Origin of the sequence: Rhizobium sp. X9, assembly GCF_018873185.1 — a bacterium.
In the GTDB taxonomy this organism is placed as follows: Bacteria; Pseudomonadota; Alphaproteobacteria; order Rhizobiales; family Rhizobiaceae; genus Agrobacterium; species Agrobacterium oryzihabitans.
On sequence record NZ_CP071312.1, the window covers coordinates 2,177,960 to 2,197,903 of the forward strand.

The 19,944-nt window shown below is 60.7% G+C and carries 20 protein-coding genes; 11 read left to right on the forward strand and 9 right to left on the reverse strand.

Annotated features, from left to right (window positions below; genetic code table 11):
- Positions 1 to 235: 235 nt before the first annotated feature.
- From JZY08_RS24845 to pcaD, 5 genes are read right to left on the reverse strand one after another with little or no spacing between them, the layout of a single operon-like run.
- The gene (locus JZY08_RS24845; RefSeq protein WP_216332079.1) at positions 236 to 1,297 is read right to left on the reverse strand and encodes a 3-carboxy-cis,cis-muconate cycloisomerase; all 1,062 of its coding nucleotides are present in this window, start codon (positions 1,295 to 1,297) and stop codon (positions 236 to 238) included.
- Between the two features lie 18 nt (positions 1,298 to 1,315).
- Positions 1,316 to 1,936 (reverse strand): protocatechuate 3,4-dioxygenase subunit alpha, encoded by a 621-nt coding sequence (pcaG, locus tag JZY08_RS24850; RefSeq protein WP_216332081.1) that lies wholly within the window; start codon positions 1,934 to 1,936, stop codon positions 1,316 to 1,318.
- Positions 1,937 to 1,938: 2 nt separating this feature from the next.
- Positions 1,939 to 2,679 (reverse strand): protocatechuate 3,4-dioxygenase subunit beta, encoded by a 741-nt coding sequence (gene pcaH, locus JZY08_RS24855; RefSeq protein ID WP_216332083.1) that lies wholly within the window; start codon positions 2,677 to 2,679, stop codon positions 1,939 to 1,941.
- Entirely contained in the window at positions 2,676 to 3,110 is a 435-nt protein-coding gene (gene pcaC / locus JZY08_RS24860; RefSeq protein WP_216332085.1) for a 4-carboxymuconolactone decarboxylase, read from the reverse strand. Before pcaC ends, pcaH begins: the two co-directional genes overlap by 4 nt.
- A gap of 3 nt (positions 3,111 to 3,113) precedes the next feature.
- Positions 3,114 to 3,911, reverse strand: a complete 798-nt coding sequence (gene pcaD / locus JZY08_RS24865) for a 3-oxoadipate enol-lactonase (protein WP_216332087.1) — start codon at positions 3,909 to 3,911, stop codon at positions 3,114 to 3,116.
- Positions 3,912 to 4,005: 94 nt separating this feature from the next.
- On the opposite strand from pcaD, the gene pcaQ reads away from it, so the two are divergent.
- Positions 4,006 to 4,947 (forward strand): pca operon transcription factor PcaQ, encoded by a 942-nt coding sequence (pcaQ, locus tag JZY08_RS24870; protein ID WP_216332089.1) that lies wholly within the window; start codon positions 4,006 to 4,008, stop codon positions 4,945 to 4,947.
- 220 nt (positions 4,948 to 5,167) lie between these two features.
- Here the strand turns inward: pcaQ and pobA are convergent, their stop codons facing one another.
- Positions 5,168 to 6,340: a 4-hydroxybenzoate 3-monooxygenase gene (gene pobA, locus JZY08_RS24875; RefSeq protein WP_216332091.1), complete on the reverse strand. Its 1,173-nt coding sequence runs from the start codon at positions 6,338 to 6,340 to the stop codon at positions 5,168 to 5,170.
- Positions 6,341 to 6,457: 117 nt separating this feature from the next.
- On the opposite strand from pobA, the gene JZY08_RS24880 reads away from it, so the two are divergent.
- On the forward strand, positions 6,458 to 7,381 hold the full coding sequence (locus JZY08_RS24880; protein WP_216332093.1) for a helix-turn-helix domain-containing protein: 924 nt from the start codon (positions 6,458 to 6,460) through the stop codon (positions 7,379 to 7,381).
- Here the strand turns inward: JZY08_RS24880 and JZY08_RS24885 are convergent.
- Complete coding sequence (locus tag JZY08_RS24885) at positions 7,351 to 8,112, reverse strand: IclR family transcriptional regulator (protein ID WP_216332095.1); 762 nt, start codon at positions 8,110 to 8,112, stop codon at positions 7,351 to 7,353. The two genes, JZY08_RS24880 and JZY08_RS24885, sit on opposite strands and share 31 nt — an antisense overlap.
- Positions 8,113 to 8,250: 138 nt before the next feature.
- On the opposite strand from JZY08_RS24885, the gene JZY08_RS24890 reads away from it, so the two are divergent.
- From JZY08_RS24890 to JZY08_RS24930, 9 genes are all read left to right on the forward strand, one after another.
- A complete protein-coding gene (locus JZY08_RS24890) occupies positions 8,251 to 8,958 on the forward strand; it encodes a 3-oxoacid CoA-transferase subunit A (RefSeq protein WP_216332097.1) in 708 nt (235 codons plus the stop codon).
- Positions 8,955 to 9,650: a CoA transferase subunit B gene (locus JZY08_RS24895; protein WP_216332099.1), complete on the forward strand. Its 696-nt coding sequence runs from the start codon at positions 8,955 to 8,957 to the stop codon at positions 9,648 to 9,650. Before JZY08_RS24890 ends, JZY08_RS24895 begins: the two co-directional genes overlap by 4 nt.
- A gap of 10 nt (positions 9,651 to 9,660) precedes the next feature.
- On the forward strand, positions 9,661 to 10,866 hold the full coding sequence (gene pcaF, locus JZY08_RS24900) for a 3-oxoadipyl-CoA thiolase (RefSeq protein WP_216332101.1): 1,206 nt from the start codon (positions 9,661 to 9,663) through the stop codon (positions 10,864 to 10,866).
- A 408-nt stretch (positions 10,867 to 11,274) separates the two neighbouring features.
- Positions 11,275 to 12,303, forward strand: coding sequence for a LacI family DNA-binding transcriptional regulator (locus JZY08_RS24905; RefSeq protein ID WP_216332103.1), 1,029 nt, complete (start codon positions 11,275 to 11,277; stop codon positions 12,301 to 12,303).
- 281 nt (positions 12,304 to 12,584) lie between these two features.
- On the forward strand, positions 12,585 to 13,526 hold the full coding sequence (locus JZY08_RS24910) for a sugar ABC transporter substrate-binding protein (RefSeq protein WP_216332105.1): 942 nt from the start codon (positions 12,585 to 12,587) through the stop codon (positions 13,524 to 13,526).
- 141 nt (positions 13,527 to 13,667) lie between these two features.
- Positions 13,668 to 14,567: a sugar phosphate isomerase/epimerase family protein gene (locus JZY08_RS24915; protein ID WP_097099458.1), complete on the forward strand. Its 900-nt coding sequence runs from the start codon at positions 13,668 to 13,670 to the stop codon at positions 14,565 to 14,567.
- Positions 14,568 to 14,577: 10 nt separating this feature from the next.
- Entirely contained in the window at positions 14,578 to 15,588 is a 1,011-nt protein-coding gene (locus JZY08_RS24920; RefSeq protein WP_216332108.1) for a Gfo/Idh/MocA family protein, read from the forward strand.
- A gap of 7 nt (positions 15,589 to 15,595) precedes the next feature.
- Positions 15,596 to 16,390 (forward strand): TIM barrel protein, encoded by a 795-nt coding sequence (locus tag JZY08_RS24925; protein WP_216332110.1) that lies wholly within the window; start codon positions 15,596 to 15,598, stop codon positions 16,388 to 16,390.
- Between the two features lie 219 nt (positions 16,391 to 16,609).
- Complete coding sequence (locus JZY08_RS24930; RefSeq protein ID WP_216332111.1) at positions 16,610 to 17,656, forward strand: LacI family DNA-binding transcriptional regulator; 1,047 nt, start codon at positions 16,610 to 16,612, stop codon at positions 17,654 to 17,656.
- A gap of 240 nt (positions 17,657 to 17,896) precedes the next feature.
- Here the strand turns inward: JZY08_RS24930 and JZY08_RS24935 are convergent, their stop codons facing one another.
- Positions 17,897 to 18,946, reverse strand: a complete 1,050-nt coding sequence (locus tag JZY08_RS24935) for a carbohydrate ABC transporter permease (RefSeq protein ID WP_216332112.1) — start codon at positions 18,944 to 18,946, stop codon at positions 17,897 to 17,899.
- Between the two features lie 2 nt (positions 18,947 to 18,948).
- Positions 18,949 to 19,944, reverse strand: coding sequence for a carbohydrate ABC transporter permease (locus JZY08_RS24940; protein ID WP_216332113.1), 996 nt, complete (start codon positions 19,942 to 19,944; stop codon positions 18,949 to 18,951).

The following is a 19,944-nucleotide window of genomic DNA, read 5'->3' on the forward strand; positions in this document are numbered from 1 at the left end:
GGCTTTAACGTGAATGTTTGTACCAGTTAGTTCATTTTTGTGTCAAGCGCCGTGTCCGGTTAAAAACGGCTTCAAAGCGGTTTTTTCTTCGTTTTCTTCTTTTAAGAAAGTTGTTTTATATCAATAGCTAAAGCGAAACAGCGCAAGCAATTTAGACGCGCGGCGACGCTGCCTCGGCTCCGCCACGAAAACGTCCGAGAAACTGTCTTCTAGTAAAAACCATCCGGCCTTCCGGCTAGTTTTCGTCAGCTCCCAGCCTGTCAATCTGCCCGGCGAGCCGTTCGGCGATCAGCAGCGAGGCTCCCGTTGCCGCCACCATTTGCGGAAGCGACAGCCATTCCAGCATCCATGCCGCACCGGACCGTTCCTGTTCGTGGATGAGGGACTGGTGCAGTACCGAAATCTGCACGGCGTTGAAGCGCGAAAGCGTCACCAGCGTTTCCGCATTGACCGGGTTCTGCTTGTGAGGCATGGCCGATGAACCGCCGCCGCCGGAGAGGCGGATCTGCGTGCCGAGTTCGGCCATGAGCGCAATGTCCTGCCCGAACTTGCCGAGCGTTCCCGTGACGAGTGACAGCAGATTGGCAAATTCGGCGATACCGTCCCGCTGGCTGTGCCATTGCGGTCTGTCGGCAAGGCCAAGCCGCTTTGCGAGATCGGCGCGGACCGCGCCGGCGTTGTCGCCGAGTTTTTCCAGCGTGCCGGCAGCGCCGCCGAACTGGAGGGCAAAGCCATTCTGCACAAAGGTTTCGAGCCGCAGCAGATGTCGCTCGAGCGGATTGGTCCAGCTCGCCGCCCGATCGGCAACGGTAATGTCGATGGCGGCCTGCATGCGGGTATAGCCCGTCAGCCGGTTATGGCCGTCGCGGGAGGCAAGGTCCCCGAGCGTATCGATGAGGTGGCCAAGGCGGGTAGCGATGATTTCCGCCGCCATCTTCAGCCGCAGCATCAGGCTGGTATCGATGACATCCTGGCTGGTCGCGCCGAAATGCAGCTTGTCCGCCGCCTGACCGGCGACCGCCGCCCGCATCTGCCGTATGAGTTCCGGAACCACGACGCCGTCCTTTGCGACGCCATGGCGAAGTGCGGTCATATCGGCGGCAAATTCTGAAAGCCCCGAAACGATGGCTTCCGCCACGTCATCCGCAAAGATGCCAGCCTGCGCTTCCGCCTGCGCCAGGGCCTTTTCGAAACGGACCATGGCGTCGATATCCGCTCTCGCCGAAAACAGCTCGACGATCTCGCTGTCGCCGAAAAGGCCGGAGAGAAACGGATGTTCGAAGGGGGAAAGGCTCATTTCAGGTTTCGCTTTCGCTCAGATATCGAAAAACACCGTCTCGCCTTCGCCCTGAAGACGAATATCGAAACGATAGATGTTTCCCTCTTCCTTCCTGGCAACAAGCGTGGTGATGCGGCTTTTCTGCTCGACGCGGGCAAGAACCGGGTCGGCCGCATTGGCCGTCTCTTCCTCGGGAAAATACATGCGGGTCTGCAGGCCGATATTGATGCCACGCGCCACGATCCAGAAGGTGATGTGCGGCGCCATCGGCCGGCCATCCCGGAACGGCACCGTGCCCGGCTTGATCGTTTCGAAAATGAATTCGCCGGTGTCCATGTCGCCCGGCGAGCGGCCCCAGCCGATGAAATTCGGATCGGCCTTGCCGCGCGTTTCGCTCGGGCTGTTGTAATAACCGTCCGTATCCGCCTGCCAGATCTCGATCAGGGCGTCCTTCAGCGGCATGCCAGCGCCGTCATAAACCGTGCCGCGCACGCTGATGCGCTCGCCGCGGGCCTTGTCGTTATAGAGCGCACCGGAGCCGAGATCCTTTTCGAATACGCCTTCGATGCCGACGAAATTGGGAGTGCAGCCGATATGCACATAGGGGCCCGCCGTCTGCGAGGCGGTTTCCTTGAGATAACCGAGGGACTGGACCATGATCAGTTGCCCTCCATGCGGTTTTCGAACATGGTCGAGCGGCGACCACGCAGAACGATGTCGAACTTATAGGCCAGCATGTCCATGGGCAGCGTCGCATTCATGTCCAGCGGCGCGATCAGTCTTCTGATCGCATCTTCATCCGGTATGGTTCTGACGATCGGACATTTCCAGATCAGCGGATCGCCCTCAAAATACATCTGGGTGATCAGCCGCTGGGCGAAACCATGGCCGAAGACCGAGAAATGGATATGGGCGGGCCGCCAGTCATTGACGCCGTTCGGCCAGGGGTAAGCACCCGGCTGGATGGTCTTGAACCAGTAATAACCATTCTCGTCCGTGATCGTGCGGCCGACGCCGCCGAAATTCGGATCGATGGCGGCAAGATAGCTTTCTTTCTTGTGGCGGTAGCGCCCGCCGGCATTGGCCTGCCAGAATTCCACCAGCGCGCCATCCACACCGCGGCCGCGCTCGTCCAGCACCCGGCCATGCACGAGGAGGCGCGGGCCAACAGGCATTTCGCCGGGGCGGGCGTAATTGAGGATGAGATCATTATCCAGCTCGTTCAGCATGCCATGCCCGAAGACGGGGCCGGTGATTTCGCTTTTTGTACCTTCAAGCGAAATCAGCGCACGCTGCGGCGAGCGCAGGATCGAGGTCTTGTAACCCGGCGCATAGGGTAGCGGATGAATATCGCGGTCGCGTGCGAAGAACGGCCCTGTCTCGGGCGCTTGGTTGCTCATTTCGTCTCCTCCCCATCGTCAGAATTATCAGGGGAACTATCGGCTTTCATGCTGGTCAGGGCAAGCTTGGCGATCTTGAAAGCGTGGTTGGCGGCGGGCACGCCGGCATAGATCGCCACATGCAGCAGCGCCTCGCGAATATCCGCCTCTGTAGCCCCGGTATTGATGGTGGCGCGCACATGCATGGCAAGCTCTTCATCCTGGCCCAGCGCGGCAAGCAGGGCGATGGTGACCATCGAACGCTCGCGCTTCGTCCAGTGGTTGCCGGACCAGACCGAGCCCCACGCCGCTTCAGTGATGAGCTGCTGGAAAGGCTGGTCGAACCCGGTCGTTACCGTCTGCGCGCGATCCACATGGGCATCGCCGAGCACGGCGCGGCGGGTTTTCATGCCCTGCTCAAATCTGTCGTTCTTGTCGATATTTTCCGCCATCTGTCAGTGCTCCGGCAAGGTCTTCAGAAAAATTGAGGCCGCCTGTGTGTAGGCGAGCGGCTGTTCAAGGCAGGGGATGTGGCCGCAGCTGCCGATGGTGACGAAGCGGCCGGCGGGAATGATATCCGCCAGCGACCGAACCAGCGCGGGCGGGGTCGAACCGTCCTGATCGCCCGCCACACACAGTGTCGGAACAGCGATGCGGCCTGCCTCTTTCGTGAAATCCGCATCACGAATAGCGGCGCAGGTGCCGCTGTAACCGGCTTCCGGCTGTTGCGACAGCATATTGCGCGCGCCACTATATGCGGCATTGTCCGGCCGGCGGAAGGCGGGCGTGAACCAGCGCTCCATGACAGGATCGACCAGCGAGCCAAGGCCGTCAGCGGCGATCTTGTCGATGCGGGCATTCCACATCTCGGCGGTGCCGATTTTGTGGGCGGTATTGCTGAGTATCAGGGCGCGGACGAGATCGGGACGGCGGGCATAAAGCCCCTGGGCGATCAGGCCGCCGACCGACAATCCCCAGATGATCGCGCTTTTGACGCCGAGATGATCGAGAAGCGCGATCAGGTCGCCGGCATGATCGTCTATCGAATAGGGCGCGTGCCCGACATCGGAAAGCCCGTGGCCGCGCTTGTCGTGCAGGATGAAGGCATAATCATCGCCAAGCGTTTCGATCACCGCATCCCAGATGCGGAAGTCGGTGCCCAGCGAATTAATGAAGGCGATGACCGGCTTGCCGCTTTCCAATCCGTGCGCACGGTAATGGATCGCGTTTTCGCCACAGCGCAGAAAATGCATGATGTGCTCCTCCTGCCGAGGATATTGCAAGCGCGTTCCGGTTAAGTAAAATGACATTATCGATGAAAATCATAACCCATGGATTATATGAGCGATGGTCGATCAACGTATCAAGTTCCGGCACCTGCAAACCTTCGTGGAGGTGGCGCGCCAGAAAAGCGTCATCCGCGCCGCCGAAATCCTGCATGTCAGCCAGCCGGCGGTGACGAAAACCATCCGCGAACTGGAGGAAATCCTCGGTGTCTCGCTGTTTGATCGCGAAGGACGCGGCATCCGCATCAGCCGTTATGGCGAAGTGTTCCTGCGCCATGCGGGCGCGACGATGACGGCGCTGCGGCAGGCGGTTGATTCGGTCTCGCAGGAGGCCGCACGCGCCGGTCCTCCCGTCCGGGTCGGCGCATTGCCGACTGTTTCAGTCCGGATCATGCCCAAGGCGATGGCGGGGTTTCTCGCGGAAAAAACCGGCAGCCCGGTCAAGATCGTTACCGGTGAAAACGCGGTGCTGCTGGAACAGTTGCGGGTCGGCGATCTGGACCTCGTCGTCGGGCGTCTGGCCGCGCCGCAGAAAATGACGGGCTTCTCCTTCGAGCATCTTTATTCCGAAAAAGTGCGTTTCGTGGTGCGCGCGGGCCATCCGCTGCTCGCTTACGGCGTTTCGATCTTCGACCGGCTTCACGAGTTTCCCGTGCTGATGCCGACACGGCAATCGGTGATCGGCCCCATCGTCGAGCAATTCCTGATCGCCAATGGTGTGCCAGCCCTGCCAATCCGCATCGAAACGGTATCGGATGCTTTCGGCCGGGCGTATCTGCGCACCAGCGATGCCGTCTGGATCATTTCGGAAGGCGTGATCGCCGCTGACGTGGCAGACGGCATTCTGGCAATCCTGCCGGTTGATACCGGCGATACCAGCGGGCCGGTCGGGCTGACGGTCAGGGCCGATACCCAGCCGTCATTGCCGCTGTCGCTGCTGATGCAGGCCATCCGCGAAACCGCGAGTGAGTTGCTGGAACCGAAATCGGAAGCGACCTCCTGAGAAGCAAACAAAGGCTGATGACAAAGTCCGAGCAATCCCTCGCCGTCATTCCGGCCTTGAGCCGGAATCCAGCCACGGCGCGTCTGCGCCGTGAAAAGAGTCTTCCGCGATCAAGGACTTGATCGCGCTGGACCCCGGATCAGGTCCGGGGTGACGGAGACGGAAATGCTACAGATTAACAAGCTGCTCTGTCTTATACGGCTTTGTCGGCCTGGACCTCCTAATAAGGAAGCCCGACATAATTCTCCCCAAGTGCCGTGGATGCGGCGCGGGAGTGGACGAGGTAATCGAGTTCCGCTTCCTGAATGCGCTGGCCGAAGTCGCCGGTATCTGGGAAACGATGCATCATCGTCGTCATCCACCAGGAAAAACGGACGGCCTTCCACACACGGGAGAGCGCCTTCTGCGAATAGGAATCGATGCCCGCCTCTGACCCTTCGCCGTAAAATTCGATCAGCGCTTCGCTCAGATAATGCACGTCGCTGGCGGCGAGGTTTAGGCCCTTTGCGCCTGTCGGCGGCACTATATGGGCGGCATCGCCGGCCAGAAACAGCCGCCCGAAACGCATCGGTTCGCAGACGAAGGACCGAAGCGGCGCGATGGATTTTTCAAACGAGGGTCCCGTTACCAGGGCATCGGCATGGTTTTCCGGCAGGCGGCGGCGGATTTCATCCCAGAACCGTTCGTCGCTCCAGTCCTCCGGCCGGTCTTCCAGCGAACATTGCAGGTAATAACGGCTGCGGGTGTGCGAGCGCATGGAACAGAGTGCAAAACCGCGCGGATGGTTGGCATAGATGAGTTCGTGGCTGACGGGCGGCACTTCTGCCAGAATGCCGAGCCAGCCGAAAGGATAGACCTTCTCGAATTCCTTGATCGCGCCCTGAGGCACCGATTTGCGGCTGACGCCGTGGAAACCATCGCAGCCGGCAATAAAATCACAATCGATCCGGTGGGTTACGCCGTCTTTCTCATAGGTGACATAGGGGCTGGCGCCATCGAAATCATGCGGCTCGACATTCGCTGCCTCATAGATCGTCGAGAGCCCCGCCTTTTCGCGCACATCCATCAGGTCATGCGTCACCTCGGTCTGGCCATAGACCATCACGCGTTTGCCGCCGGTCAGGTCGAAGAGGTCCACACGGTGATCGCGCCCGTCGAAGGTCAGCGAAAAACCATCATGCGGCAGGCCCTCCCTATGCAGGCGTTTATCAGCGCCAACCTTTTCCAGAAGGTGCACCGTGCCTTCTTCCAGCACGCCGGCGCGGACGCGGCCGAGGATATAGTCCTTGCCGGCGCGGTCGAGAATGACGGTGCCGATGCCTTCTTTGGCAAGCAGCTGGCCGAGAAGCAGGCCTGAGGGGCCGGACCCGATGATGACGACTTTTGTGCGCATTGTTTCCTCCCGGAATTGTCTCCTGTCAGGAAATTGACCAAGGCGGCTCACAAGCTCAATGGACTTTCTGATCCGTAAATTGCACAATTCGACCACGATGCTGGGAGGCGGGTTCATATGCGGGTTGTGGCCAGTGAAGGGCTATATGGCGAAGAAGCGCTACAAGGCACTGATTTTCGTTTTCATTGCGAGACGCTTTTTTCGCGAAGCAGCCTGCATCGCTTCGAAATCGGTCTTCATCGCCATTCGGCGTTTCTGCAAATCTTGTACATTTGGGGCGGCGAGGGCGATGCGCTGCTGGACGGCCGCATCGAGGCCATCCGCCCGCCGGTGGCCATTGTCGTGCCGCCGGGTTTCGAACACGGCTTTCGGTTTTCGCGTGATATTGGCGGGGTGATCGTCACGGTGCTGCCCGGTGCCCTTCCTGCATCCGTGCAGGCGCTGCTGCTCAGGAATTTCCAGCAGCCGGTCCTGTTGCCATTGCAGGGCTTCACGGATGGCGATCGGCTGCGCAGCGGCTTCGAACATATTTCCGGGGAATATGAGGCCCGCGAAATCGGCCGCGACGCCATGATCGAAGGTCAGCTGGCCTCCGTCGTCACGCTTCTGGCGCGGGTGATGCGGCCCCTGATGGCAAGTTCTGGTGAAGGGCTTGCGGAACGTCGCTTCGAATTATTGCTGTCGTTGATCGCTAGGCATATTCGCGAGCCGCGCAAGGCGGAATTTTATGCGCAGAAGCTCGGCCTTTCCGAGACGCATCTCAACCGCCTCGTCCGTTCCGTTTGTGGCCTCAGCCTGCAACGGCTCGTCGCCAGGCGCCAGATCGAGATCGCCCAGCAGGAGCTGATCTTTACGGTCTCCACCGTGCAGATGATCGCGGAAGGTCTCGGTTTCGCCGATCCCGCTTATTTCAATCGCTTTTTCAAGCGGGAAACCGGCATGACGCCCCGCGCCTGGCGGCTTGCGGAGCAGCGGAAAATGGGGGATTCCGGCATGCGGCAGATGCTGCCTCAGACAAGCATTCTTCCCAGCTCCCGCTGAACGGCGAGAAGTGCTGGCAGATAACGTTCCACCAGATCGTCCATCGAGGTGACGGAGGCGGCAAGCCCGACATTGAGCGCTGCGACCGTCTGCCCGCGCACGGTTTTTACCGGCACGGCGATGGAACGGAGGCCAACCTCCACCTCCTGATCAATCAGGGCATAACCGCGATTGCCGGTCGCCTCGATTTCGGCAAGCAGGGCATCGACGGCAATGATCGTCTTTTCCGTGCGCGCCACCAGCTTCGAGTTTTCCAGAACCTCGCGCTGCCGCTCCGGCGTTTGAACCGAGAGGAGAACGCGGCCCATCGACGTGCAATAGGCGGGCAGGCGCGAACCGGGCATGAGCGCGATGGACATGACCCGCTGCTGGGCGGCGCGCGCCACATAGACGATTTCAGTTTCATCCAGAATGGAGACGGAGGTGCTCTGGCCGATCTCTTCCGACAGACGATCCAGCAGCGGCTGGACGATGCGCGGCAGCGGCATGGTGGCGAGGCAGCCGGTGCCGAGCCGCAGAACCTTGGGTGTCACGGTGAAGAACTTGCCGTCATAGGCGGCGTAACCCAGCTCTGAAAGCGTCAGCAGGCAACGCCGCGTGGTGGCGCGGTCAAGGCCTGCAATATCAGCCGCATCGGAAATGGAGAGGCGCGGACGCTCGGCGCTGAAGGCTTCGATAACCTTCAGTCCCTTGGCGAGGCCGCCCATCATGTCTCTTTCATTGACGGCCATGTCGCGGCTCCATTTGTGCGATATACGAACAAAAATCATATAACGCACAAAATCCTTGCCGTCGAGCCGGTTTCGGATTTACCTCTGGGGCCACGCAGCCTTGGCGGTTCCATCCGCTCGGCTGGATGGAGGTTTGACATGGACAAGACAATCAACAGCGCGGCCGAGGCCATTTCCGGTATCGGCGATGGCGCGACGGTGATGATCGGCGGTTTTGGCGGCTCCGGCGCGCCCATCGAGCTGATCCACGCGCTGATCGACAGGGGACCGAAAAATCTGACGGTCATCAACAACAATGCGGGTAACGGCCGCATCGGCATTGCCGCCATGATCGATGCCGGCATGGTCAGGAAGATGATCTGCTCCTTCCCGCGCTCGTCAGACCCCCGCGCTTTTACCGACAGGTATCTGGCCGGTGAAATCGAGCTGGAACTGGTGCCGCAGGGCACGCTTGCCGAGCGCATCCGCGCCGGCGGCGCCGGCATTCCGGCGTTCTACACCCCGACCGCCTTCGGCACCGAGCTTGCCAATGGCAAGCCCATCGCCGAATTCGACGGCCGGTCTTACGTGCAGGAACGCTGGCTGAAGGCGGATTTCGCCATCGTGAAGGCCGAGCTCGGCGATACCTATGGCAACCTCACCTACAACAAGGCGGGCCGCAATTTTAACCCGCTGATGTGCATGGCCGCGAAAACCACCATCGCCCAGGTCTCGAAGATCGTCGAAGCCGGCGAGATCGACCCGGAGCATGTCGTCACCCCCGGCATTTTCGTGAACGGCGTCGTGGAAATCCCCGATCCGCAACAGGAAGAAGTCCTCATTCGCGCGGGAGTAGCCTACGCATGACCCAGACAATCGACACCCGCGACGATATCAAACTTTCCAACGCCCAGATCGCCTGGCGCGCCGCGCAGGACATCGAGGACGGCGCTTATGTCAATCTCGGCATCGGCTTTCCCGAAATGGTGGCGCGTTACCAGCCGCCCGGCCGTCAGGCCATTTTCCACACCGAAAACGGCATCCTGAATTTCGGTGAGGCGCCGCCGGAAGGCGAGGAAGACTGGAACCTCATCAATGCCGGCAAGAAGGCCGTGACGCTGAAACCCGGCGCTTCCTTCTTCCACCATGCCGACAGCTTCGCCATGGTGCGCGGCGGGCATCTGGATGTGGCTATCCTCGGCGCCTATCAGGTAGCGCAAAACGGCGATCTCGCCAATTGGCGCGTCGGCTCCAAAGGCGTGCCGGCCGTCGGCGGCGCCATGGATCTGGTGCATGGCGCCAAGCAGGTCTTCGTCATCACCGAACATGTGACCAAGAACGGCGAACCGAAGCTCGTTGAAAAATGCGCCTTTCCGCTGACCGGCGTCGGCTGCATCACCCGCATCTATACCAGCCATGCGGTGATCGACGTGGTGGATGGCCGTTTCGTGCTGCGTGAAAAACTGGCGGCGATGAGCTTCGATGAATTGCAGGCCATGACCGGCGCGCCTCTCCATGTTGACGACGAAGTCGCCGATCTTGTCGCCCCGGAACTGTGAGGAAAAACCGATGACCGATGCATTCATCTGCGACTATATCCGCACGCCGATTGGCCGTTTTGGCGGCGCGCTTTCCTCCGTGCGGGCCGATGACCTCGGCGCGGTGCCGCTGAAGGCGCTTGTCGAGCGTAATCCATCCGTCGATTGGGAGGCCGTCGAGGACGTGATCTTCGGCTGCGCCAATCAGGCGGGCGAGGACAACCGCAATGTCGCGCGCATGTCTCTGCTGCTGGCCGGCCTGCCGGTTTCTGTCACCGGAACCACCATCAACCGGCTATGTGGCTCGGGCATGGATGCCGTCATTGCCGCTGCCCGCGCCATCAAATCGGGCGAGGCGGAGCTGATGATTGCCGGCGGCGTGGAAAGCATGAGCCGTGCACCCTTCGTCCTGCCGAAGGCGGAAAGCGCCTTTTCGCGCAATGCCGAAATGTACGACACGACCATCGGCTGGCGTTTCGTCAACCCGCTGATGAAGGCGCAATATGGCGTCGATTCCATGCCGGAGACGGGCGATAACGTCGCCGTTGACTATCAGGTCTCCCGCGAGGATCAGGATGCCTTTGCCGTTCGCAGCCAGAATAAGGCCGCTGAAGCGCAGGCCAATGGTCGCCTCGATAAGGAAATCGTCTCGGTAACGATCCCGCAGCGCAAGGGCGATCCGCTGGTGGTGTCGAAAGACGAACATCCGCGCGCCACCAGCCTCGAATCGCTCGCTAAGCTCAAGCCGGTGAACAAGCGCGACGGCGCAACGGTGACGGCGGGCAATGCATCGGGCGTCAACGACGGTGCGGCGGCGCTCATCATCGCTTCGGCTGAGGCCGCGAAGAAATACGGCCTGACGCCGATTGCCCGCATTCTCGGCGGGGCAACTGCCGGCGTTCCGCCGCGCGTCATGGGCATCGGCCCGGCTCCGGCCTCGGCCAAGCTCCTGGCGCGGCTTGGTCTGAAACAGGAACAGCTTGACCTGATCGAGCTGAACGAAGCTTTCGCCAGCCAGGGTCTCGCAACGCTTCGCCAACTCGGCATTGCCGATGACGATGCGCGGGTGAATGCGAACGGCGGCGCGATTGCACTCGGCCATCCGCTCGGCATGTCCGGTGCCCGCATTGCCGGCACCGCAGCGCTGGAGCTTTCGCTGACCGGCAAGCGTTATGCGCTTTCCACCATGTGCATCGGCGTCGGGCAGGGCATCGCCGTGGCGCTCGAGCGGGTCTGACGGGGCGCGGCATTCGGCCATCGTGACAACGGTTCGAATGCCGCTGCAGCCATATCTTCACCTATGTCGGCAGGTGCTCAAGAACTCCACGCAGGACTTTCTCGCATTGGGTCCATCCCAACTCCCTCATTCCTGTGCTTGTCACAGGAATCCAGCCGACGCGCGTCTGCGCGGCGAGAGGGGCCTTTTCAGCCCAAAGACTTGGCCTGGCTGGATCTCTGTGACAAGCACAGAGATGAGGGAAGCAACGGCATTCTAAAAAAGGCCGATCTCGTAAATGCTGCGCCCGCCTGACATTCACGTCCAGAGTCTTCTCTGACGAAATCCTCCGACATGCGTTGGATTCCATCATCATTCGTGACATGTTTTGCGAGATATGACAGGAATCTCTCCGTCTACGGGGCACCCATGAAACGTCCGACCATCACAGATGTTGCGACAACCGCCGGCGTCAGCGTCGCAACCGTTGACCGTGTGCTGAACGGTCGCCTGCCGGTGCGGGAGGAAACCTCGCGGCGGGTGTTTGAGGCGGCGGAAAAGATCGGCTTTCATGCCACCAACATCATCCGCCAGCGCATGCTGGCCGATCTGCCGTCCTACAATCTCGGCATCATTCTGCGGAAAGAGCGGCACTCCTTTTACCAGACATTTGCCGATGAGCTTGAGCTTGCGGCGCGCAACGTCAGGGATCGACACCTCAACCTGCGCATTGAATTCGCGCAGTCTGGCGAGCCGAGCGAGCTTGCCGCGCTTCTCACCGGCATGAAAGGCCGCGTCCATGCGGTTGCCGCCACCGGGCCTGATCATCATGATGTCACGGCCGCCGTTGAGGCTTTGAAGGCGAAGGGTATTCCCACCTTTTCGCTGCTTTCCGACTTCGCGCAGGGCGTGCGGGAAGCTTACCTTGGCGCAAATAACATGAAGGTCGGACGCACGGCGGCCTGGATGATCTCGCGGCTGGCGCGCAGCAAGGGCAAGGTGCTTCTGCTGCTCGGCGGCCACCGTTTTCACGGACATTCGCTGCGGGAAACCGGTTTTCGCAGCTATATCAGGGAATATGCGCCGGAATTCGAGGTGATGGACGCGCTGATCACGCTGGAAACGCGGCGGCTGACCTATGAGCTGGTCATGGACACCATCGCCAAACACCAGGATCTCGTCGGCATCTATTGCATCGGCGGCGGCATGGAAGGCGTGATCGAGGCCCTGCAGCAGGAGAACCGCCAGGAAACCATCGTCTGCCTCGTCAACGAGTTGACGCCGGAATCCCGGCAGGCCTTGCTGGAACGGCGCATTACCGGCGTGTTCCAGACACCGCTTCGCGAATTATGCGCGGACCTCCTTGCCACCATGGTTCACACCATCGAACACGGCATGGCGGAAACGCCGGGGCAGAGATTTGTGCCCGCCCATCTGTGGGTTCCTGAGAGCCTTTGATGGTTTGATAGATTCCATCATAAATGCAACGTCTCTTTCTATCAGCCATGATGGTTTTGCCCCTCGAAGACGCGTTGACGCCGGCCCCGGACTAGGACCATGTTGCCGGCATGTGGAGCGGGCAGGAGGCTGATCCACGATAATAATGATGTTTCAAGGTTGCCAAACGCCGCAGATCTCCATCTTCGGCGACCGGTATTCCTTTGCCGGCGATCGGCTGTGGTGCGGTGCGCGCAGAGCCTTGTGGCCGGTGTTTTTCAAGAGTTTCGGAGGAGGACGACATGAAAAGACATTTTGCGATTGCGGCTTTGGCCACCTTGCTGGCGACCACGGCGTCGGCCCAGACCATCGGCGTTTCGATGGCCCTGTTCGACGACAATTTCCTGACCGTGCTGCGCAACGGCATGATCGACTATTCCAAGGACATGAACGGTGTCTCGCTGCAGATCGAGGATGCCCAGAACGATGTCGGCAAGCAGTTGAGCCAGGTGCAGAATTTCGTTGCCGCGGGCGTCGACGCCATCATCGTCAATCCCGTCGATACGGATGCGACGGTGGCGCTTTCGCAGGCGGCCGCCAAGGCCGGCATTCCGCTCGTTTACGTCAACCGCCAGCCGGTCAATCTCGACAGCCTGCCGGAAAAGCAGGCCTTCGTCGCTTCCGATGAAAAACAGTCGGGAACCCTGCAGACGCAGGAAGTCTGCCGGCTTTTGAAGGCGGCGGGCAAGACGGAAGCCAGGGCCGTGGTGATGATGGGCGAACTTTCCAACCAGGCGGCCCGCATGCGGACTGAGGACATCAAGGATGTCGTCGCCACCCCGGATTGCAGCTTCATCAAGCTCGTCGAGGAGCAATCCGCCAACTGGTCGCGCACGCAGGGCTCTGACCTGATGACCAACTGGCTCTCGGCCGGTGTCGAGTTCGATGCTGTGATTTCCAACAATGACGAGATGGCGATCGGCGCGATCCAGTCGCTGAAGGCGGCCGGCCGGCCGATGGACGGCGTCATCATTGCGGGTATCGACGCGACGCAGGATGCGCTTGCCGCCATGGCAGCGGGTGAGCTGGATGTCAGCGTGTTCCAGAATGCCGCCGGGCAGGGCAAGGGCGCGGTGGATGCCGCGCTGAAACTCGCCAAGGGGGAGACGATCGACAAGAAGGTCTTCGTGCCCTTCGAGCTCGTCACGCCCGCGAACCTTAAGGATTATCAAGCGAAGAACTGAGGCCCGCATTCACTGGGAATGCCGGGAATAAACCAGGGCCGCTCGTGAAAAAGCCGGCCAAAGGCCGCGGTCTCTTCTCCCGGACCGCGGTCCACCCTTTCCATAACGAGCTCAACAGATACCGACGACAAGGAAGCGTAAATGCGCATCGCCATCGACCCGTTCATGCACCGCCATCTCAGCCTCGAAGCTCTTCCCGCCAAGGTGCGCGAACTCGGCTACGACTGGATCGAGCTCAGCCCGCGCGCCGATTTCCTCGAATGGTTCAAGGCGCCACGCGTGTTTCCCGAAAGGATCCGCTCGTTCAAGAAGGCGCTGGCGGCTGAAAACGTCAAGATCGCCTCGCTGCTGCCGATGTATCGCTGGGCCTCCAATGACGAGACCGAGCGGCAGGCGGCGGTGAAACACTGGAAACGCGCCATCGAGATCGCCGTCGAACTGGAGGTCGACACGATGAACTCCGAATTCGGCCGTGGCCCGCATCCCGACAAGGGGTCATGTTATTGCTGCCACACCGGCTCGATGATCGAGGCCTGCGAGGATGCCTGGTGGCGCTCCATGGAGGAACTGGTGCCGATCTTCGAGCGGGAAAACATCAACCTGCATGTCGAGCCGCATCCGGAAGACTGGTGCGAGACGCTGCAGCCGGCACTCGATATCATCCGCACCGTCAATTCGAAGAACGTAAAATTCCTCTATTGCGCGCCGCATACATTCTATTTCGGTGATGACACCAAGGCGATGCTGCGTGAGGCGAAGGATGTGCTCGCCCATGTGCATGTGGGCGACACCTTCAATCACAAGGCCAGCTCCGGGCTTCGCTACATTCTCAACCCGCCCGGCACGCAGGCGCGGGTGCACCAGCATCTCAATATCGGCCAGGGCGAAGTGCCATGGGACGACTTCTTCGGCACGCTTTCCGAAATCGGCTTTGACGGCATCATGACCTCCTGCGTTTTCGCCTGGGAGGACAGGGCCGATGAATCGGGCAGGTTCATGTGCGCTGAAATCAACAATTACATCGAAAAATACCGCAAGTGAGGTTTTGAAAATGACTGTGAGAATTGGGGTTATCGGCACCGGCGCCATCGGCCGCGACCATGCCCGACGCATCAACAAGGTCCTTGGCGGCGCGAAGGTCGTGGCGCTGAGCGACGTCAACCGCGCCTCGGCAGAAGCGGTGCGCAATGACATCGCCCCGGATGCGGAAATCTTCGCCACCGGCGAGGAGCTGATCGCGTCACCCGATGTGGATGCAGTGCTCGTCACCTCCTGGGGTGCGACGCATGAGCAATATGTGCTGGCGGCAATCGCCGCCGGCAAACCGTGCTTTTGCGAAAAGCCGCTGGCAACAACGGCGGATGGGGCAAAACGCATTGTCGACGCGGAAGTGGCGCATGGCAGGCGGCTGGTTCAGGTGGGCTTCATGCGCCGCTACGATGCCGGTTATGTCGCGCTGAAACAGGCCGTCGATAGCGGGATCGGCGCGCCGATCATGGTGCACGCCGCTCATCGTAATCCAACCGTTCCGGAACAATATGTCACTCCGATGGCGATCCACGACACGATGATCCACGAGATCGACGTTCTGCGCTGGCTGCTAAACGATGACTATGTTTCGGCGCGCGTTCTCTTCCCCCGTTCGGCGGCGAGAAGCCATGCAAGGCTGAAGGACCCGCAGATCGTCATTCTGGAGACCGCCAAGGGCACGATCATCGACGTCGAGATTTTCGTAAACTGTCATTATGGTTATGATATCCAGTGCCAGGTGGTCGGAGAAGACGGCATTGCCAGCCTGCCGGAACCCATGTCCGTCCAGACGCGGCTTGGCGCCAAGCTGCAGAACGATATCCTCACCGACTGGAAAGACCGCTTCATCGCCAGCTATGATGTGGAGTTGCAGGATTTCATCCATGCGGCGGCGAAGGGGACGGCATCGGGACCTAACTCCTGGGACGGCTACGTCGCCGCCATCACCTCCGACGCCTGCGTCGCCGCGCAGGAAACCGGGGGTGCTGCGGTCGCCATCGACCTTCCCGCGCGTCCCGCCCTTTATCAGTGAGGATCTCATGCGTTTTGCCATCAATCACATCACCGCGCCAAAACTCTCCCTCGAAGACTTCTTCGCGACAGCCCGCAATCTCGGCCTGACCGAAGTCGAAATCCGTAACGATCTGCCTGATATCGTCGGCACGGTGGACCCGGCGGCCGTGAAAGCGGCGGCCGAAAAGGCGGGCGTGACGATCATCTCGATCAACGCGCTTTATCCCTTCAACGTCTGGTCGGGCGACCTGCCCGCGCGGGCCGTTGCCATGGCTGATTATGCCGCGGCAAGCGGTGCGAAGGCGCTCGTCATGTGCCCGCTCAACGACGGCACGGCAGTCTCATTCGATGATCTCGTGGCCGCGCTGAAGGCCATGAAGCCGATCCTTGAGGAACGCGGGCTGACCGGCCTTGTCGAACCGCTCGGCTTCCCGGTCTCGTCGCTGCGCACCAAGGCGGAGGCCATCAAGGCCATCAAGGCCATCAACGCGGCAGGCTGCGGTGATGTCTACAGGCTGGTGCACGACACCTTCCACCACCATCTTGCGGGAGAAACGGAGTTCTTCCCCGAACGCACCGGCCTCGTTCACATCTCAGGCGTTGTTGATCCGACCGTCTCCGTCGCCGACATGCTGGACGCCCACCGTGTTCTGGTCGATGGTGGCGACCGGTTGGAGAATATCACGCAGATAAGGGCGCTTGAAGCGGCGGGATATGATGGCCCTTATAGCTTTGAGCCTTTCGCGACGGAAGTTCACGAGCTGGAAGACCCGGTGGCTGCCGTCAAGGATAGCATCGGCCATATCTCCCAGGCGTTATGACCGCCTTGCCGTTCGCGGTGAACCGCGGGCGGCGCTGCCACTTAAAGACAAACGGTCGGCAAAAAACACAGAGAAATCAATTCCGCTTTTACGGATGATGCTGTAGTCTTCCAGCGATAAAACAGAGCATCAATCAGGCTCGGGTATTCTTGAAATCAACTGCTTTGCGCCGGTTTCTTGCCCGCCCTATCCTTAGAAGAGTGGTTGAATTTCCCTTATATGAAAATAGACAGGAAAACGACGCTTAAGGATGTGGCGCGGGAGGCGAATGTTTCGCTGAGCACGGCTTCGCACGCCATCAACGGCACGGCAACCTTGACCACGCAGGTTCGCGAGCGGGTGCTGGAGGCGGCGCGTGCGCTTGGTTATCTTGAAAGCCGCCGGCAGAAGGCGACCATCGCCACCTTGCGCGTCGTGCTTCTCGCCATGACCAATGACGCTGCGCCGCAAAGCGATCTCAACATGGTCAGCTGGACGATGCTGAACGGCTTCCGGCGTGAATGCGAGCGGCGTGGCATTCGCATCGTTCCCTATGTCAGCACGACGAGCAGGCTTGATCCTGTCGCGGTGGCGGCGGCGGCGGATGCCGACAATGTTGATGGTATCGTGGTCCTGAACGATGACAGGCCGCAACTGGTGCAGGCGCTGTCTGCGCTTGCGCGGCCAGTGGTGCTGATCAATGGCGAGGACCCGGCCATGATCGTCGATACGGTGACGGCGGAAAACCGTTTTGGCGCGCGTCTCGGCATCGAGCACCTGCTTTCCCTCGGTCATCGCAATATTCTGCACATCACCTGGAAGGGCCGCACGACGATCCGCCGCCGTTACGATGGTTATAGTGACGCGTTTCTGGCGGCTGGATTTCCGGTGCCCGCCGACATGGTGGTCGAGGTGGAAAGCTATGAGCCGGAATGGGGCGAAGCTGCCATTCGTCGTTTGCTGACCGAGGAGCGTCCGCTCAGAAACGCCACGGCGATTTTCTGCGCTGCCGACAATCTGGCGCTTGGCTGCCTGAAAGCCCTGACGGAAGCCGGAATCCGGGTGCCCGATGACGTATCCGTGCTGGGTTTCGACGACATCATGCCGGCCGCCTTCAGCGCGCCGCCGCTCAGCACCATTCAATTACCCGCCGACAGGCTCGGCGGTGCGGCACTTTCCCTGCTGGAGCAGCGGCTTGTCGCCGCCGATCCGACCCGCCCGGCGCATCGGCTGGAACTCGGCTGTCGCCTTGTGCTGAGAGGCAGCATCGCGCCGCCGCCGAAGTAGCTGCCTTGCCGCTCAGTCTGGTGGCAGAATGTCTTTGGACAGCTAAATTTCCACCCGTCATTCCGGCCTTGAGCCGGAATCCAGCCGACGCGCGTCTGCGCGGCGAAGAGAGTCCGTTCAGCCCAAGGACTTGGGCTGGCTGGATACCGGCTCAAGGCCGGTATGACGGGGTGAGGGTGGCGCCCTACAATGTCGGCAACCGTTGATGGGCTGTAAGGCAAAGCGCCCCACGCACCGCCGTCACTTCATCCCGGTCCCAGCAATTCCCGTTGTGATGTAGCGCTGCAGGAACAGGAACACGACGGTGACTGGCGCGAGACTGAGGAAGGTCATGGCGAGAATATAGTGCCATTGCACCGAGAACTCACCCTGGAAGGCATTTAGCCCCACCTGCAGCGTGAAGTTTTCACGGCTGCTGAGAACGATCAGCGGCCAGAGGAAGTCGTTCCAGCGCCACAGCACCGAGAAGATCGCGAGAACCGCAAGGGCAGGCGCCGTCAGCGGCAGGATGATGCGCCAGAAGATGCGGAATTCGCTGGCCGCATCGACGCGCGCGGCCTCGATCAGCTCGTCGGGAATGGTCAGCATATATTGCCGGAGCAGAAACACGCCGGTCGGCGTCGCGACCGTCGGGATGATGACGCCCCAGAGATTGTCCACGAGGCCGACGCCGACGATGACCAGATAGGCCGGCACCATGACGACGGTGAGCGGGATCATCAGGGTGGAGATGATCAGAACGAAGATCGCCTTCTCGCCGCGAAAACGGTATTTCGACAGCGCAAAGGCGGCCATGGCGTTGACGATCAGCGTCAGGACGGTTGCGACGAAGGTGACGAAGACCGAGTTCTTGAGGAAGGTCAAAAAGCTAAAGCGGGTCAGCGGATCGGTAAAGTTCTCCGTCGCGATGGTCAGTTTCTGAACCGGCGTTATTTCCCGCGTGTCGACGCTGACGGGTGGGCCGGGATTGGCGGGGTCCACCATCTGGGCTTTGAGGCCGATGCGGCGGACCATGGCCATTTCCCGCTCCATGCCGTCGATGGGGGCTTTCCAGAGGCTGAGCGGCTTGTCGTAACCCTGCACTTCCACCTGCACGGCGGCGCGCGGCAGAAGGCTCGGCGGAAACCGGGTGATCTCGGCTTCCGGTTTCAGCGATGACATGGCGGCCCAGACGACCGGGATGAGGACGGCGAGCGTGCCGCCAATGAGCCAGACCCAGGACAGGATATCGGTGAGGCCGATCCGGCCGGGGCGGCAGGTGCGCGTGAGGAAGGAGACGGCGTTGGACATGGTCAGGACTCCATCTTTTTGCCGAGGCGCAGTTGCACGAGGGTCAGCGCGAGAAGTACGAGGCCCATGAGAACCGATGCGGCGGAGGCAAGGCCGAACAGCCTGAGATCGCTGCCGAAGGCCATCTGGTAGATATATTGCACGACGAATGTATTGGCCGTTCCCGGCCCGCCGCCATTGGTCAGAACCCAAGCTTCATCAAAGATTTGCACCGATCTGATCATCAACAGGATGAGCACGACGAGCAGGTTCGGACCGAGAAGTGGCAGGGTGATGCGGAAAAGCGTGCGCCGGGGTGACGCGGCATCGATGGCGGCGGCTTCATAAAGGTCCTTCGGGATGGCCTGAAGGCCGGCGAGCAGGATGAGCGTATAAAAGCCCATATGGAACCAGACCGAGACCACCACCACGAAGAAGCGCGACCAGCCGACATCCAGCAGGAAGATTTCCGGCGGCACACCGAGCATCTGCAGGAAGGCGTTCAGCAGGCCGTTGCGGTCTAGGAACCATTTCCAGATGAGGCCGATGACGACGGGCGACAGCAGGACCGGGTAAAAGAACATGGCGCGGAAGAAACCGCGCGCGGCAATCGCCCGGTTGAGGATGAGGGCGGTGATGAGCGCGACCAGCAGCGTGGCGACGACGTTGAAGCCCACGAACCACAGCGTGTTCCAGATCGCGGTCCAGAACAGCGATTCCCGGCAGCTTCCGGGGTCCATGTAGCTCTGGCAATCGAGCAGCTTGCCGAAATTCTCCAGCCCGACGAAGGGGCGGTCGGTGATCAAAAGTTCGGTGCCGCCGGTGAAGGCGTAACCGACGGCAATCGCAATCGGCAGGAAGGTGAAGATGCCGAACAGGACGAGGTTCGGCATCAGGAAAATATAAGGCATGCGCTTTTTGCCGATCACGCGCTCGATGAAGTTGAGCGGCACTTCGGCGATCGCCATCACGGCGTCGAGCGCACGGTCGGACAGTCTGGCAAGCTTCTGATTGGCCAT

Bases quoted from the DNA above. Each gene is read 5' to 3' on its own strand.
- JZY08_RS24845 (WP_216332079.1), bottom strand. From the start codon at position 1,297: ATGAGCCTTTCCCCCTTCGAACATCCGTTTCTCTCCGGCCTTTTCGGC.
- pcaG (WP_216332081.1), bottom strand. From the start codon at position 1,936: ATGGTCCAGTCCCTCGGTTATCTCAAGGAAACCGCCTCGCAGACGGCG.
- pcaH (WP_216332083.1), bottom strand. From the start codon at position 2,679: ATGAGCAACCAAGCGCCCGAGACAGGGCCGTTCTTCGCACGCGACCGC.
- pcaC (WP_216332085.1), bottom strand. From the start codon at position 3,110: ATGGCGGAAAATATCGACAAGAACGACAGATTTGAGCAGGGCATGAAA.
- pcaD (WP_216332087.1), bottom strand. From the start codon at position 3,911: ATGCATTTTCTGCGCTGTGGCGAAAACGCGATCCATTACCGTGCGCAC.
- pcaQ (WP_216332089.1), top strand. From the start codon at position 4,006: ATGGTCGATCAACGTATCAAGTTCCGGCACCTGCAAACCTTCGTGGAG.
- pobA (WP_216332091.1), bottom strand. From the start codon at position 6,340: ATGCGCACAAAAGTCGTCATCATCGGGTCCGGCCCCTCAGGCCTGCTT.
- JZY08_RS24880 (WP_216332093.1), top strand. From the start codon at position 6,458: ATGCGGGTTGTGGCCAGTGAAGGGCTATATGGCGAAGAAGCGCTACAA.
- JZY08_RS24885 (WP_216332095.1), bottom strand. From the start codon at position 8,112: ATGGCCGTCAATGAAAGAGACATGATGGGCGGCCTCGCCAAGGGACTG.
- JZY08_RS24890 (WP_216332097.1), top strand. From the start codon at position 8,251: ATGGACAAGACAATCAACAGCGCGGCCGAGGCCATTTCCGGTATCGGC.
- JZY08_RS24895 (WP_216332099.1), top strand. From the start codon at position 8,955: ATGACCCAGACAATCGACACCCGCGACGATATCAAACTTTCCAACGCC.
- pcaF (WP_216332101.1), top strand. From the start codon at position 9,661: ATGACCGATGCATTCATCTGCGACTATATCCGCACGCCGATTGGCCGT.
- JZY08_RS24905 (WP_216332103.1), top strand. From the start codon at position 11,275: ATGAAACGTCCGACCATCACAGATGTTGCGACAACCGCCGGCGTCAGC.
- JZY08_RS24910 (WP_216332105.1), top strand. From the start codon at position 12,585: ATGAAAAGACATTTTGCGATTGCGGCTTTGGCCACCTTGCTGGCGACC.
- JZY08_RS24915 (WP_097099458.1), top strand. From the start codon at position 13,668: ATGCGCATCGCCATCGACCCGTTCATGCACCGCCATCTCAGCCTCGAA.
- JZY08_RS24920 (WP_216332108.1), top strand. From the start codon at position 14,578: ATGACTGTGAGAATTGGGGTTATCGGCACCGGCGCCATCGGCCGCGAC.
- JZY08_RS24925 (WP_216332110.1), top strand. From the start codon at position 15,596: ATGCGTTTTGCCATCAATCACATCACCGCGCCAAAACTCTCCCTCGAA.
- JZY08_RS24930 (WP_216332111.1), top strand. From the start codon at position 16,610: ATGAAAATAGACAGGAAAACGACGCTTAAGGATGTGGCGCGGGAGGCG.
- JZY08_RS24935 (WP_216332112.1), bottom strand. From the start codon at position 18,946: ATGTCCAACGCCGTCTCCTTCCTCACGCGCACCTGCCGCCCCGGCCGG.
- JZY08_RS24940 (WP_216332113.1), bottom strand. From the start codon at position 19,944: ATGGCCAATCAGAAGCTTGCCAGACTGTCCGACCGTGCGCTCGACGCC.